The organism is Mesorhizobium sp. C277A, assembly GCF_040324395.1.
Taxonomy (GTDB): domain Bacteria; phylum Pseudomonadota; class Alphaproteobacteria; order Rhizobiales; family Rhizobiaceae; genus Mesorhizobium.
In genome coordinates this window covers 868,687-881,272 of the sequence record NZ_JAMYVW010000002.1, presented here as the reverse complement: position 1 = coordinate 881,272, position 12,586 = coordinate 868,687, and the positions used below count along the sequence as shown (strand labels likewise).

Sequence of the window (12,586 nt, the reverse complement as noted above, 5' to 3'; positions counted from 1 at the left end):
CTCACTCGTCCATGATGTGCTTGAGGCCGGCGCGGAAATAGTCGTAGCCGGTGTAGAGCGTGACGAGGGCTGCGATCCACAGCAGCACCAGTCCGGTCTGCGTGGTCAGCGGGAAGATCTTGTCGCCGGCAGGCCCAGCCAGCAGGAAGGCGATGGCGACCATCTGGATGGCGGTCTTCCATTTGGCGAGCTGCGTCACCGGCACCGAGACTTTCAATGCCGCCAAATATTCGCGCAGCCCCGAAACCAGGATTTCGCGGCACAGGATGATGATTGCCGCCCACAACGACCAGCCTGCGATGCCGGCATGGCGGTCGGTGTCGGCGGCGAGCAGCAGCAGGCAGGTGGCGACCAGCAGTTTATCGGCGATCGGATCCAGCATCTTGCCGATGTTGGACGTCTGCTGCCAGGCGCGCGCCAGATAGCCGTCGAGATAGTCGGTGATCGAAGCCAGCAGGAAGATGATCAACGCCGACCAGCGGGCGAAGTCGCTCGATTTCAGATGCCCCTCGAGAAAAAAGCACAGCACCACCAGCGGCACCGCGACGATGCGGGCATAGGTAAGCATATTAGGCAGGTTGAACGCGCGCTTGGCCATATCTCAGGGACTCTTTCTGCCTGCGTACTCAAATCAGAACCGGATGTAGGGGGTCAACAGGCGAGATTCGATTGGCCAGACGAAAATAGCGCGCGATTGCCGGGATTCGAGTGGCCTGCGAGAAAAGAACGGCTGCTGCCATTTGATCGGGACAGCGGCGTCACCGGCGCTCAGCTCTCATGGAAATGATTGTAGACGAGCTTGGCGACCTGCTCTGAAATACCGTCGACCTTGACCAGATCCTCGACTGCCGCGCGGCTGACCGCCTTCGCAGTGCCGAAGGCCAGCAGCAGCGCGCGCTTGCGGCCGGGACCGATGCCGGCGATCTCGTCGAGCGGGCTCTTGACCAATTCCTTCTTGCGCCGCGCGCGGTGCGAACCGATGGCGAAGCGATGCACCTCGTCGCGCAGCCGCTGGACGAAATAGAGCACGGGATCGCGGACGGGCAGCGAAAACGAGTCCCTGCCTCTGACGAAGAAACGCTCGCGGCCGGCATCGCGGTCCTGGCCCTTGGCGATGCCGATGGCCGCCACGCGATCCTCGATGCCGAGGTCGGCGAGGATCTTGCGCACCGCGCTCATCTGGCCCTGGCCGCCATCGATCAGGATGACGTCGGGCCAGGCCGGGAAGCTGCCGGAGATGTCTTCTTCGATGTCGTCGCCTGCTCCACCGGCTGCCGCGTCGTCGGGAACGACATCGCCATGTTCCTTCAGCAGCCGCGAAAAGCGCCGTTCCATCACCTCGCGCATCATGCCGAAATCGTCACCGGGCGTGATCTCGGTCGAGCGGATGTTGAATTTGCGGTACTGGTTCTTCACAAACCCTTCCGGCCCGGCGACGACCATGGCGCCAACGGCGTTGGTGCCCATAATATGCGAATTGTCATAGACCTCGATGCGCACCGGCGGCTTCGGCAGGCCGAAGGTCTCGGCAAAGCCGGCGAGTAGCCGGCCTTGCGTGGAGGTTTCGGCCAGCCGGCGGCCGAGCGCCTCGCGGGCATTCTGCAGCGCGTTGTCGGTCAAATCCTTCTTCTCGCCGCGCTGCGGCACCGAGATCGACACTTTACGGCCGGCGCGGGTGGACAGCGCTTCGGCCAGCAGTTCCTGATCCTGGACGCCTCGCGACAGCAGAATGTTCCGTGGCGTCGGCTTGTCGTCATAGAACTGCGCCAGGAACGAGCCCAGCACTTCCGCCCCCTCCAGTGCCGGATCGGCCTTGGGGAAATAGGCGCGGTTGCCCCAGTTCTGGCCGGTGCGGAAGAAAAACACCTGGATACAGACCTGGCCGCCCTCCTGATGGATGGCAAAGACATCGGCCTCGTCGACCGTGGCCGGGTTGATGCCCTGATGGCTCTGCACATGGGACAGTGCAGCCAACCGGTCGCGATAAATGGCGGCGCGCTCGAAATCGAGCTCCTGCGAGGCCTGCTGCATGGCGGCAGAGATTTCGGTCTTCACCTTCTGGCTGCGGCCCGACAGAAAATCCTTCGCCTCGCTGACCAGCTCGGCATAGTCGCCATGCGAGATTTCGCCGGTGCAGGGACCGGCACAGCGCTTGATCTGGTAGAGCAGGCACGGCCGGGTGCGGTTTTCGTAGAAGGAGTTGGTGCAGCTCCTGAGCAGGAAGGCGCGCTGCAGCGAATTGATGGTGCGCCCGACCGCGCCGGCCGACGCAAAAGGTCCGAAATAGTCCCCCTTGCGCGAGCGCGCACCGCGATGCTTGTAGATGCCGGGCGAGACGTGATCGCCAGTCAACAGGATGTAAGGGAACGACTTGTCGTCCCGCATCAGCACATTGAAACGCGGCCGCAAGCGCTTGATGAGATTGGCCTCGAGCAGCAGCGCTTCGATTTCGGTGCGGGTGACGACGAACTCCATCGTCGATGTCTCGCGCACCATGCGGCCGATGCGGGCGGTGTGGAACCGGCCTTGCGCGTAGTTGGTCACCCGCTTCTTCAGGCTGCGCGCCTTGCCGACATAAAGCACGTCGCCGGCAGCGTTCATCATGCGGTAGACGCCGGGCGCATTGGGCAGCCGCTTGACCAGTGTCTGGATGACCTCCGCGCCGACCATGCCGTCGGCGTCGCTGGCATGCGGCTGCCAGTCTATCGCTGTGAAGGCGACATCGGGCCCGGTGGCCTCGGGCTCGACGATCTCCTCGACCGCTTCATCCTCAAGCTCGATGTCGGGCGGCATATCGTCGGCGGCGCCGGCGCGCGTCTTGTGTTTCTGGTCTGCGGGACTCATTCCACCATGCCTGTCACATCCGGCGTCTGCCATGCAAGATGCTGGCCGCCGTCGAGCGCGATCATCTGGCCGGTCACCGAGCGCGCCTCCCAGAGATAGCGGATGGTGGCGCCGAATTCGGCCAATTGCGGGCCGCGCTTCAGAATCAGGCCATCGACCTGCTTCTGGAAATCATCATCGTCCTGGCGGGCATTCTTCAGCGCCGGACCGGGACCGATGGCGTTGACGCGGATGCGCGGACCGAGCGCCTGTGCCAGCATTTCGGTCTGCGTCCACAAGGCCGACTTCGACAGCGCATAGGAGAAATAGCGCGGCGTCGGCCGCCAGACGCGCTGGTCGATGATGTTGACGATCAGCCCCTCCTGCCCTTGCGGCAAGGCGCGGGCGAAGTTTTGCGCCAACAGCGCCGGCGTCTTCACATGGATGGCGAAGTGAAGGTCCCATGCCGCCCAGTCGAAGTCCTCGACGCTATCGTCGACGAACAGCGACGCATTGTTGACAAGAAGCGTGACCGGGCCGAGCGCTGCCGCGGCGCGGCCGACGAGATCGCCAACCGCATCCATGTCGGTCAGATCGGCGGCTACCACGCCGGCGCGGCCGCCTCCGTCCCTGATGCTCGCAGCCAGCGCGTCGGCCTCGGCGGTCGAGCGGTTGGCGTGGATGGCGACGGCAAAACCGTGCGCGGCCAGATCCTCGACGATCGCCTTGCCGATCCGCTTCGCCCCGCCCGTCACCAGCGCCGTTCCGGCGGCTTCGATCATCTGTCAATCCTCAATCTGCGCCTCAATTCGGCTAGCGGCACATTGTGACGCGTCCAGGGGTTAAATGCCGTTTCCACCTGGGGCAGGAATGTGGCGAAACGGCTTTTTCGCCGCCGGCACCGCCCCGGATTCGGGTCGGCAGGACCGCAATATAGGACGCTGAACCCGTTGCACCAAGCCGAGTGCAGTGCAGCATCGCCTGCGTACTGACATTTCGCTGTTGCGAAGATGCAACGTCAAGCTTCGGCCTCATTCGTGCCGGGGAATGACCCATTTTCAGGTTCGCTGCCGCCGCATTTTGACACGACATTCGGAACCGTTGAGTGCCAGATCCGTTTCACCCCCCGGACGGGTTGATGGCGCTCAGGACAAACAAGCCTACGTGTCTTGTGGCTTAAGGAGTAAACAACAATGCAAACCAATCTCAAATTCGCGCCGCTCGCGGTTGCGCTCGGGCTCTTCGCCCTCAGCGGTACCGCTTTTGCTGCCGATGTCGTCTCGGAAGAGCCCCCGGCGCCAGCCCCGATCGCCGAGCTCCCCGTCGCTTCCTGGGCCGGCCCGTATGCCGGTCTCAGCGCCGGCTACGGCTTCAGCGGTCATGCCAAAGTCCACGACGGCGGCCCCGACATCAAGACCAAGGGCTTTGTCGGCGGCGTTTTCGGCGGCTACCAGTGGCAGCAGGAAAACTTCGTGTACGGTGCTGAAGCCGATCTCGGCTACAACGGCGTCAAGGGTGACAGCGGCGGCGTCAATTCCAAGGGCGGCTTCGAAGGCTCGCTGCGCGCCCGTCTGGGTTACGCCGTGACCCCGGAAATCCTGCTCTACGGCACCGGCGGCGGCGCCCTGAAGAACCAGAAGGTCTCGGTCCCCGGCGACAGCGACAGCAACACCATGCTCGGCTGGACGGCCGGCGTCGGCACCGACATCAAGATCACCGACAATGTGTTCGGCCGTGTCGAGTACCGCTACACCGACTTCGGTTCCAAGAGCTTCGACAGTGTCGGCACCAAGGTCAAAGAGAGCGACAACCGCGTCACCTTCGGCGTCGGTATGAAGTTCTAACTGTCGTTCAAGCCACGACACAAGAAAGCCGGGCCTCGCGCCCGGCTTTTTTTGTTTCGCCCGTCAGGCCGGCACAGCCACCTTCAGCCCCGGAAACTTCTCATCGAAACGCGCTGCCCAGCGGGTCAGGCGGCCGCGGCCCTTTTCCCATTTGCCGGCGAAGCGCAGAGAGAGGTAGCCGAGGCAGGCACGCAACGCCAACTGGCCAAGCGTGATCTTCTTCGGCAGCTTCGGCGGATTGGCGTTGAGGAAATCGAGTGCGGCGGTGATCTTGGTCCACTGGCGATCGAGCCAGGGTTGATAGACCATCTCCTCCGGACGCGTGCGCCGCTCATAGACCATCGACAGCGCGCAGTCGCATATGCCGTCGGCCAGCGCCTCCAGCACTTCGGCCTCGAGGCGCTTGTCGGCATTGCGCGGCAACAACAGGCTCTTCGAAGCGCGGTTGAGATGCTGGGTGATGGCGCGGCTGTCGTGGATCGAGCGGCCGTCGTCGAGCACCAGCACCGGAATCTTGCCGAGAGGATTGGCTGACATCAGTTCAGCAGGCTTGTCCTCGGTCTTGACCGGCACCAGCTCGACGGCAATGCCGGCATGGAGTGCTGCCATGCGCACCTTGGAACTGTAGGGGGATGAGGGCGCGTAGAGCAGCTTCGGCATGATCGGTTTCCTGTTTTCGGACGGCCAGTGCATGTCGCTCAAAAATGCGGTTCCGGTCTTGAGAACGACGCGCGTAAAACAAAGGTCTAGAGCGCGTCGCCTGAACCCCATCGGATGCGACCGCCTTAGTGTTGGCCGATCTTCCCTGAGGGGCAACTGCCAGAAGGGCAAAACCAGGCGGCCAATCCGCCGACAATGAAGTCGCCAATGCATGTCGCATAGAATTGGCGTCGATTGCGAGAGAACGACGTGGATCAAAACGAGACCTAAATCACAACAAAAAAGCTCCCGGGAATCTGCCAGTCGGCAAAGTTCCCGGGAGCTTTGAGATGGACCGCTGTTACTTCTTCTTGGCGGCTGGCTTTTTGGCCGGTGCAGCCTTCTTCACAGCGGCCGTCGACTTGGCGGCGGCGGCCTTCATCGGAGCCTTGGCGGCGGGTTTTGCCGCTGCCTTGGCTGCCGGCTTCTTGGCGGCGGGCTTGGCTGCTGCCTTCGCAGCAGGCTTCGCCACAGCCTTGGCGGCCGGCTTCTTGGCGGCGGGTTTCGCTGCTGCCTTGGCGGCGGGTTTTGCTACTGCCTTAGCTGCCGGCTTTGCCGCTGCCTTGGCAGCCGGCTTTGCCGCTGCCTTCGGTGCTGCCTTCTTTACTGCTGCAGGTTTCGCGGCAGCTTTCGGTGCCGCTTTCTTTGCCGGCGCTTTCGCCGCCGGCGCCTTCGTCGTGGTCTTTGCCATGCGATGCCCCTTGCGTTTGTGCCGATGGCCGTGAGTGACCCGGCGAGCTAATGCATATCTGACTCGTGCGTATCTAGCCAGCGAAGCATTACATAGAATTTTGCAGATTAAGTTTCGGTTACGCTGAGAGCATGATCGCAATGATCGGCGCAGAAATCGGCAAAGAATCTTCCCGCTTCGCAGCGAACTATTGCGAGAGAAATCTCTGATATCGCGACTCACACGTTCTTCTCGTCAAGCTCACATTCTCTTGCAACGCCGTCGATCTCACGCGGTCATCGGCGGCCTATCGGATGGCAACAATCATCGCACCGCAGAGGCTGATCTTGCTTCATCCCCACGGTTGCAGGAACAGCACTAAACTAAACGCGAGCTTTTTACTCGTACATCGAAAGTGGTTGGATGGAAGCCAGGAAAGACAGTACTTGAAGGGACAGCCTGTTGTGTTGGACGTTTCCCAGACGAGAAGGGAGATCGCCAGCTTCGGCGCAAGAGATGCCCAACGGAAATGGGAAACGAAAGATCGGGGAATCCTCCTCCCGGGAAGCCGCGATCCCTTGGAAGCCAAGGGGTGCAGGCCCCTAAGCGCCAACCCGTTCGCGCACCTGCAGCCGGCGCGAAGGCTCGGCGTGGTGGAGGTGGACGGCAAACGTATCCCACGGCGGCGCAATGCCGATCTGCATCAGGATCCGCCCGATCTCGCCGCGGTGATAGCCGCCATGCGTGACGACATGTGTCAGCATTTCCTGGCGTGACATCATCGCCCTGTCGCCGTCGGTGAAGGTGAAAGGCACAGGCTCTGACATGAGCTTTGGCGAGACGGCTTCGATATAGTCGAGATACCAACGATCCATCGCAGCGACATCAGCGCTCAATTCATCGAGTGCCGGTGTGTCCTCGGTGTTGTCGGACGCATAGCCATGACGCGTGCCGGAAAGATGCGCGGCGAATATCTTCGATACGACAAGGTTGTGGTTGATGAGACGGGTCGCCGTGTGGCGCTGATCGATATGCTCCTGCTGGTTGAGGCCCGCAAGCTTCTCCAGCAATTCACCATTCGCCCAGGCTTGATAAACGAAGAGGCTGCGGAGCAAATCCAGCGCGTCCATGGTCTATATCCTTTGCAAAAAATGTGAGTATGTTATCTATATTCTTGGCTGCTGGAGCAGACATGTCTACTCGCATTGCAAAGCCGCGCTCACGCATGCGCAAGCAGCCGCGCCAGGCGCGTTCGAGAGCGACGGTCGAGGCGCTCATCGAAGCCGGTGCTCATGTTCTGAGCGCGCTCGGCTGGGCCGGCTTCACCACCAACAAGGTGGCCGATGCGGCCGGCGTCAGCATCGGCTCGCTCTATCAATATTTTCCCGACAAGCTGTCGCTGGTCGAAGCAATTCGCCGGCGACATTTCGATCAGGTGCTGTCGGTGATCGCCGAATCAACAGAAGGCGACAAGCCGCTCAAGCGATTCGCGCAGGAGCTGGTGCGCGGCATGATCGATGCGCACAGCATCCATCCGACGCTGCATCAGGTGCTGCTCGACGAGGCGCCGGGCGATCGCGGCTCACGCGCCGCCCATGCCTCGTTCCAATCGCGCTATCTCGATCACTACACGGCGGCGGTGGCGCAATATCGCAGGCGCAGAAAGGACAATGAGACCGTGGCCCGGGTGCTGTCCTCAGCGGTCGAGGGCGTCATCCACAATGCCGCGCGGCGAGACATGCTCGACGCGCCGGAGCTGCAGAAGCAGTTGGTCGAGCTGATCTGCGCTTACGTGTCTGGTGGGAAGGCGGTGTGAGGCAGCGGCAGCAGTTCGGAGATTGGCGAAACCGGAGCGACATCAGATCTCCCCCTTGCGGGAGATGGCAGGTTCAACGGCGGTTCTTATCCGACCTTAGCGCAGGACGCGGCAGCGGCCGTTGTAGACCATCCAGCGGTCGAAGCCCGAGACGCAGAATTCGACATTGTCGCCGATCGAGGCAAAACCCTGGCCTTCCTCGATCAAGTACCAGATGGTGCGGGCGCGGCCATCGGAAAAGCTGACGGTGGCGCCGCAATAGCGGCGGCCGATCGGCCATTCTTCGCTGGCCGGGAGATAGCGATGCTGGTGGATGCGCTGGAAATCTGTGATCGAAACATCCGGCAGATGCGGCACGTGATGCACCTGGTAGGAGAAGCGGCTGGAGATCTTGCTTAGCACCCAGGCCTCGCCGCAAACGCCGCTGTCCTCGTCGGAATAGACGGAAAGGTCGGCGGCCTGTGCTGGCTGGCCGAGGGGTGCGGCCAGCGGCGTGCAAAGCGAAATCAGGGCAGCAAGAGCGGATTTGGCAAAGCGAGTCATGGCAGCCTCTCAAAGGTCGACTGCGCCCACTTTGCGGATTCGGCGGCGCGCGGTCAAGCGGTCGCCCTGACGATGGTTTCCCGCTCCGCAACCGGTTTTGCCGGTGCGAAGCTGCGAAACCACGTCCTGACCTTCGAAAAAGCTCGCCTTGCCCATTAGGAAAAGCGGCCTGCCCATGGCCGGCGGGCCGCCGAAACCCGGTTCAGCCTTGCTTGGCGTCGCCCTGCGGTATGGCGGCCGGGTCCATCCACATCGCTTCCCAGACGTGGCCGTCAGGATCGGCCAGGCTGCGATTGTACATGAAGCCATAATCCTGCTGGGCGTTGATGTCGGCGGCGCCGCCATTTTTCGCCGCCGCCTCGTTCATCGCATCGACCGCCGCGCGGCTGTCGCAGGACACGGCAAGCATGACCTCGCTCGAGGTGGCCGGCGGGATGGGGCGATCGGTGAACTGACGCCATTTGGCGTGGGTGAGCAGCATGACGTTGATCGTTTCGCTCAGCACCATGCAGGCTGCGGTGTCGTCGGTGAAGTGCGGGTTGTTGTCGAAGCCGAGGGCTTTGTAGAAGGCCATCGACGCAGCGAGATCGGCGACGGGCAGGTTGACGAAGATCATGCGGGGCATAGGGTCTCCTTGACAGTACACACTTGAAACCGGACCGGCGTTTCGCCGGACCATCCTCCGATGCCTTCTCTCAACGCACCGGTTTTGCTTTGCCGCGCACCCTCTCGGTCTGCGCCTTCTGCATCGCTTCGACCTCTTGATAAGCCGAGCAAAAACTGCATCTCGGCCGCCGAGCAATGCGGCGCCCGCCTCGAGGATCGGATGGTAGCAGCGCCGGACGAGTTCCTCGGTCTTCTTGCCCGCCGCGACCATGACCTTGCGCCTGTCATCGGATCCGGCTGACGGCTGACGAAGCCGCGCTTTTCCAGCCGGTCGATCAACGTCGTGACCGCCGCCGGCGTGAGATTTGTCTCCCTCGCTACGAGGTTTGCCGGCCCCGCCGGCCGTGATTGATCGCACCGAGACAGCGGCGCTCGGCAGCGCTCAGCACATAGATTTCGGCGACGGTCCCATCGAACGTTTCGACGGCATCCTGCCAGCGCGACATCGCGAAGCCTTATCGCGTTGACTAGTTCCTCTTCTGTCGATCTTGGCATTCGATTCGAAATCTAATAATTAGATATCTATCTATCTGATTCTGGGATTAGCGTCAACGCCGAGCCGATTAGATGTGCATCTCCATGGTTTCGGTTCGTTGAACACAGCTGAGCATTCGCGGATGGCGCCACCGTCAAAACCTCTAGCGACTTTGTGTCTTTGCCGCGGGCGTCGCCCGCTGCGAAGCGTCGCTACTCCCCGGCCAGCCATTCCAGCGACCAGTGCGCCGGCTTTTCGACCGCCAGCAATCTGTGCAGGACCGGCAGCACGATGCGCAGTTCGCGCTCCAGCGTGAAGGGCGGGTTGACCACCACCATGCCGCTGCCGTCGAGGCTTGGTTCACGCGATGCCGGCCGGATCTCGAACTCGATGTCGAGCAGTTTTGGGACGCCGGATTGCTTGAGCGCCTTGCGGAAGGCGATGATCGCTTTGCGATCCTTGATCGGATACCACAGCGCGTAGATGCCACCCGGCCAGCGCCTGTGCGCTTTCTGCATGCCGTCGACCAGGCGGTCGAATTCGCCGGCTTCCTCGAACGGCGGATCGATCAGCACCAGGCCGCGCTTTTCCTTTGGCGGCAGATGCGCGCCAAGCGCCAGCCAGCCGTCGAGTTCGATCACCCTTGTCTGGAAATCGCCGGCAAACAGCGTCTTCAGCCTGGCGGCATCTGCGCCGTGCAGTTCGATCGCCGACAACCGGTCCTGCTTTCGCATGAGGTGCCTGGCGATCAATGGCGAGCCCGGATATTTCTTCACCCCGCCATCGGGATTGAGCGAACGCACCGCTTCAAGATAGGGGGCAAGCAGCGCAGCCGCCGATTTTTCGATCGGGGCGTGGATGAGGCGGCCGATGCCGCCTTGCCATTCGCCGGTCTTTTGCGCTTCCGCCGACGAAAGATCGTAGCGGCCAATGCCGGCATGAGTGTCGACGACACGGAACGCCTTGTCCTTCTGCTTCAGATAGTCGAGCAGAAGGCTGAGCACGACATGCTTGACGACGTCGGCGAAATTGCCGGCGTGATAGGCGTGACGGTAGTTCATGCCGCGCTCATGTCGAGGAGCCTCTGCCCCAACGCGGCGGTGGCGGCTTCGAGTTCGGGTTCTCCGGCCGGCGACCGCCGAAAGCCAGAGTAAGCAGGAAGCCGATCAGGCCGACGGCCATCAGTCCATAGCCAACCGGCCGTGCGCGTTGATCGATCTCACCGGCGCCGGAGCGCAGTATCAGATCCACTGCGCGTATCGGGATATCGTCGGCGTCGCCCGGGCCGGCGGTGAAGAGATAGGCGCCGGGACTGACGGTTTCGATCACGCCGGCCTCGTCGCGAAAGATCTTGTCGGGCAGTTGCGGGCTGACCTGGCGCGGATTGTCGGCGTGGTTGAATTGCAGCGTCGAGGCAAGCACCGTGCGCCCGGCTGTGGCGGCAGTCAGCGTCAGCACGGTGCGCTGCTGCGAGACAATGCGCTCGGCCTTTGCCGTCAGGTCGACCAGCACTCTGACCGGCGCGTCGCCAGCTTTCAGCGTCACCGTCACAGGCCTAAACCGTCCTTGGTCGTAGACGCGCCAGGTGCCGATCTCGTGGCCGGAGAAATTGCTCATGGCCCAGGGATACACGAAGCCAATGGCGGCGCCGGCAAGCAGTATCAGGACAAACAGAAAGCGCATTGAGGAGATCCGGGTGTTCGACAGATTGCCAATAACGCCCTGAAGGCCAAAAAGCGATGGCTGACGCAGCGGAGCCACCTTTGTGGAGTCCGTTGGCGGCACGCAAGCCATGTGGCACTTATGGCGAATGAAGCCTTCCGCAGAAGCATCGACTCGTCTTTTCCAACCGATGCCGGTGGCTCATGCCCAATAGCACCGTGCTGATCACCGGTGCCCGCGCGCCGGTGGCGCTGCACCTGGCGCGGCTGCTGCATGGCGCCGGTCGCCGGGTGATCCTGGCCGACAGCCCGGCCCGGCCGATCGCCGCAGCGAGCACGGCCTGCGCCGCCTACCATCGCCTGCCGCCGCCGCGCTTTGCCGCCGACGCCTATGCCAAGGCGGTGGAAGCGCTTGTCCGCGCGGAAGGCATCGAACTCGTTATCCCGACCTGCGAGGAAGTCTTTTATCTCGGTCGTCTCTGGCAGCACCGCGCCATGCCGGCCCGCCTCTTCGCACCAGAGATGGCGATGCTCGCCCGCGTTCACGACAAGCATGCCTTCATCCGGCTGGCGCAGAGCCTTGGGCTCGACGTGCCGGAAACGATACTGCTGCAAAGCGAGGCCGATCTCGACGGCGTTCGTGGCCAATCGCGCGAATTGGTGTTCAAACCGGTGTGGTCGCGTTTTGCCCGTGACGTACTGCTGCGGCCATCGCCGGACGAACTCGACGCCGTCCGCCCCTCGCCCGCCGCTCCTTGGGTGGCGCAGCGCTACATCACCGGTGAAGAGATCAGCGCCTATGCGGTGGCGATCGAGGGTGAACTCAAAGCGCTGGCGCTCTACCGTTCGCTCTATCGCGCCGGCATGGGCGCCGGCATCTGTTTCGAGCCAGTCGGGGATGCGGCTGCCCGGCGCTTCGTCGAAACCTTCGTCGCCGGCGCCGGCTGGACCGGCCAGATCTCCTTCGACCTGATGCGCGAGAATAACGGCACGGTGCTGCCACTGGAGTGCAATCCGCGCGCCGTGAGCGGCCTGCACTTCTTTCGCGATCCGCGGCGCTTCGCCGACGCGGTCCTGGAGGATGGCGCCGAGGTGAAGCCCGACGTGACGGCGCCGCAGACGGTGAGGCTGGCGATGTGGATCTACGGGATGCCGGCGGCACTGCGCTCCGGTGGTCTCGGCAGCTTTCGCCAGGCGATGCACGATGCCGATGAGCTGCTCGACTGGCCGGGCGACCCCGCGCCGAAGCGGGCGCAGTGGCGCACGCTGGCCGAGATCGCCGGGACAGCACTGCGCCAGCGCATCAGCCTTCAGGCTGCGTCGACGCGCGATATCGAGTGGAATGGGCCGGAGCAGGACTAGTCGAGTTGAAGCGGAACTTCCGGTTTT

General features: G+C 62.8%; 14 protein-coding genes. 3 read left to right on the top strand and 11 right to left on the bottom strand.

What is annotated here, in order from left to right; translation table 11 throughout:
- Nucleotide 1: 1 nt before the first annotated feature.
- The 3 genes from pgsA to NKK52_RS04290 form a co-directional block, all read right to left on the bottom strand.
- Nucleotides 2-598 carry a CDP-diacylglycerol--glycerol-3-phosphate 3-phosphatidyltransferase gene (gene pgsA, locus NKK52_RS04300; protein WP_023673449.1) on the bottom strand — a complete coding sequence of 199 codons (597 nt, stop codon included), beginning with the start codon at nt 596-598 and terminating at the stop codon, nt 2-4.
- A 170-nt stretch (nt 599-768) separates the two neighbouring features.
- Nucleotides 769-2,844 (bottom strand): excinuclease ABC subunit UvrC, encoded by a 2,076-nt coding sequence (uvrC, locus tag NKK52_RS04295; RefSeq protein WP_023684726.1) that lies wholly within the window; start codon nt 2,842-2,844, stop codon nt 769-771.
- A complete protein-coding gene (locus tag NKK52_RS04290) occupies nt 2,841-3,605 on the bottom strand; it encodes an SDR family oxidoreductase (RefSeq protein WP_023684725.1) in 765 nt (254 codons plus the stop codon). The genes uvrC and NKK52_RS04290 overlap by 4 nt, the downstream gene beginning before the upstream one ends.
- Before the next feature lie 411 nt (nt 3,606-4,016).
- Between NKK52_RS04290 and NKK52_RS04285 the strand changes: the two genes are divergently transcribed.
- Nucleotides 4,017-4,667, top strand: a complete 651-nt coding sequence (locus NKK52_RS04285; RefSeq protein WP_023684724.1) for an outer membrane protein — start codon at nt 4,017-4,019, stop codon at nt 4,665-4,667.
- 63 nt (nt 4,668-4,730) lie between these two features.
- Here NKK52_RS04285 and NKK52_RS04280 read toward each other — a convergent pair whose 3' ends face one another.
- From NKK52_RS04280 to NKK52_RS04270, 3 genes are all read right to left on the bottom strand, one after another.
- Entirely contained in the window at nt 4,731-5,327 is a 597-nt protein-coding gene (locus NKK52_RS04280; protein ID WP_023684723.1) for a glutathione S-transferase, read from the bottom strand.
- A gap of 340 nt (nt 5,328-5,667) precedes the next feature.
- Nucleotides 5,668-6,057 carry a hypothetical protein gene (locus NKK52_RS04275; RefSeq protein ID WP_023673454.1) on the bottom strand — a complete coding sequence of 130 codons (390 nt, stop codon included), beginning with the start codon at nt 6,055-6,057 and terminating at the stop codon, nt 5,668-5,670.
- 581 nt (nt 6,058-6,638) lie between these two features.
- Nucleotides 6,639-7,166: a DinB family protein gene (locus NKK52_RS04270; protein ID WP_023684722.1), complete on the bottom strand. Its 528-nt coding sequence runs from the start codon at nt 7,164-7,166 to the stop codon at nt 6,639-6,641.
- 62 nt (nt 7,167-7,228) lie between these two features.
- Here NKK52_RS04270 and NKK52_RS04265 point away from each other — a divergent pair, with 62 nt between their 5' ends.
- A complete protein-coding gene (locus NKK52_RS04265; protein WP_031203075.1) occupies nt 7,229-7,852 on the top strand; it encodes a TetR family transcriptional regulator in 624 nt (207 codons plus the stop codon).
- A gap of 96 nt (nt 7,853-7,948) precedes the next feature.
- Here the strand turns inward: NKK52_RS04265 and NKK52_RS04260 are convergent, their stop codons facing one another.
- From NKK52_RS04260 to NKK52_RS04240, 5 genes are all read right to left on the bottom strand, one after another.
- Nucleotides 7,949-8,395 carry a hypothetical protein gene (locus NKK52_RS04260; RefSeq protein WP_023684720.1) on the bottom strand — a complete coding sequence of 149 codons (447 nt, stop codon included), beginning with the start codon at nt 8,393-8,395 and terminating at the stop codon, nt 7,949-7,951.
- A 202-nt stretch (nt 8,396-8,597) separates the two neighbouring features.
- Complete coding sequence (locus tag NKK52_RS04255) at nt 8,598-9,020, bottom strand: VOC family protein (RefSeq protein ID WP_023684718.1); 423 nt, start codon at nt 9,018-9,020, stop codon at nt 8,598-8,600.
- The gene (locus tag NKK52_RS04250) at nt 9,008-9,556 is read right to left on the bottom strand and encodes a MarR family transcriptional regulator (RefSeq protein ID WP_084634010.1); all 549 of its coding nucleotides are present in this window, start codon (nt 9,554-9,556) and stop codon (nt 9,008-9,010) included. Before NKK52_RS04250 ends, NKK52_RS04255 begins: the two co-directional genes overlap by 13 nt.
- 192 nt (nt 9,557-9,748) lie before the next feature.
- Nucleotides 9,749-10,597, bottom strand: coding sequence for a 23S rRNA (adenine(2030)-N(6))-methyltransferase RlmJ (locus NKK52_RS04245; protein ID WP_023684716.1), 849 nt, complete (start codon nt 10,595-10,597; stop codon nt 9,749-9,751).
- Between the two features lie 7 nt (nt 10,598-10,604).
- Nucleotides 10,605-11,219 carry a hypothetical protein gene (locus NKK52_RS04240; RefSeq protein WP_023684715.1) on the bottom strand — a complete coding sequence of 205 codons (615 nt, stop codon included), beginning with the start codon at nt 11,217-11,219 and terminating at the stop codon, nt 10,605-10,607.
- 182 nt (nt 11,220-11,401) lie between these two features.
- On the opposite strand from NKK52_RS04240, the gene NKK52_RS04235 reads away from it, so the two are divergent.
- Nucleotides 11,402-12,559 (top strand): ATP-grasp domain-containing protein, encoded by a 1,158-nt coding sequence (locus NKK52_RS04235; protein WP_352628304.1) that lies wholly within the window; start codon nt 11,402-11,404, stop codon nt 12,557-12,559.
- The last annotated feature ends 27 nt before the right edge of the window (nt 12,560-12,586 follow it).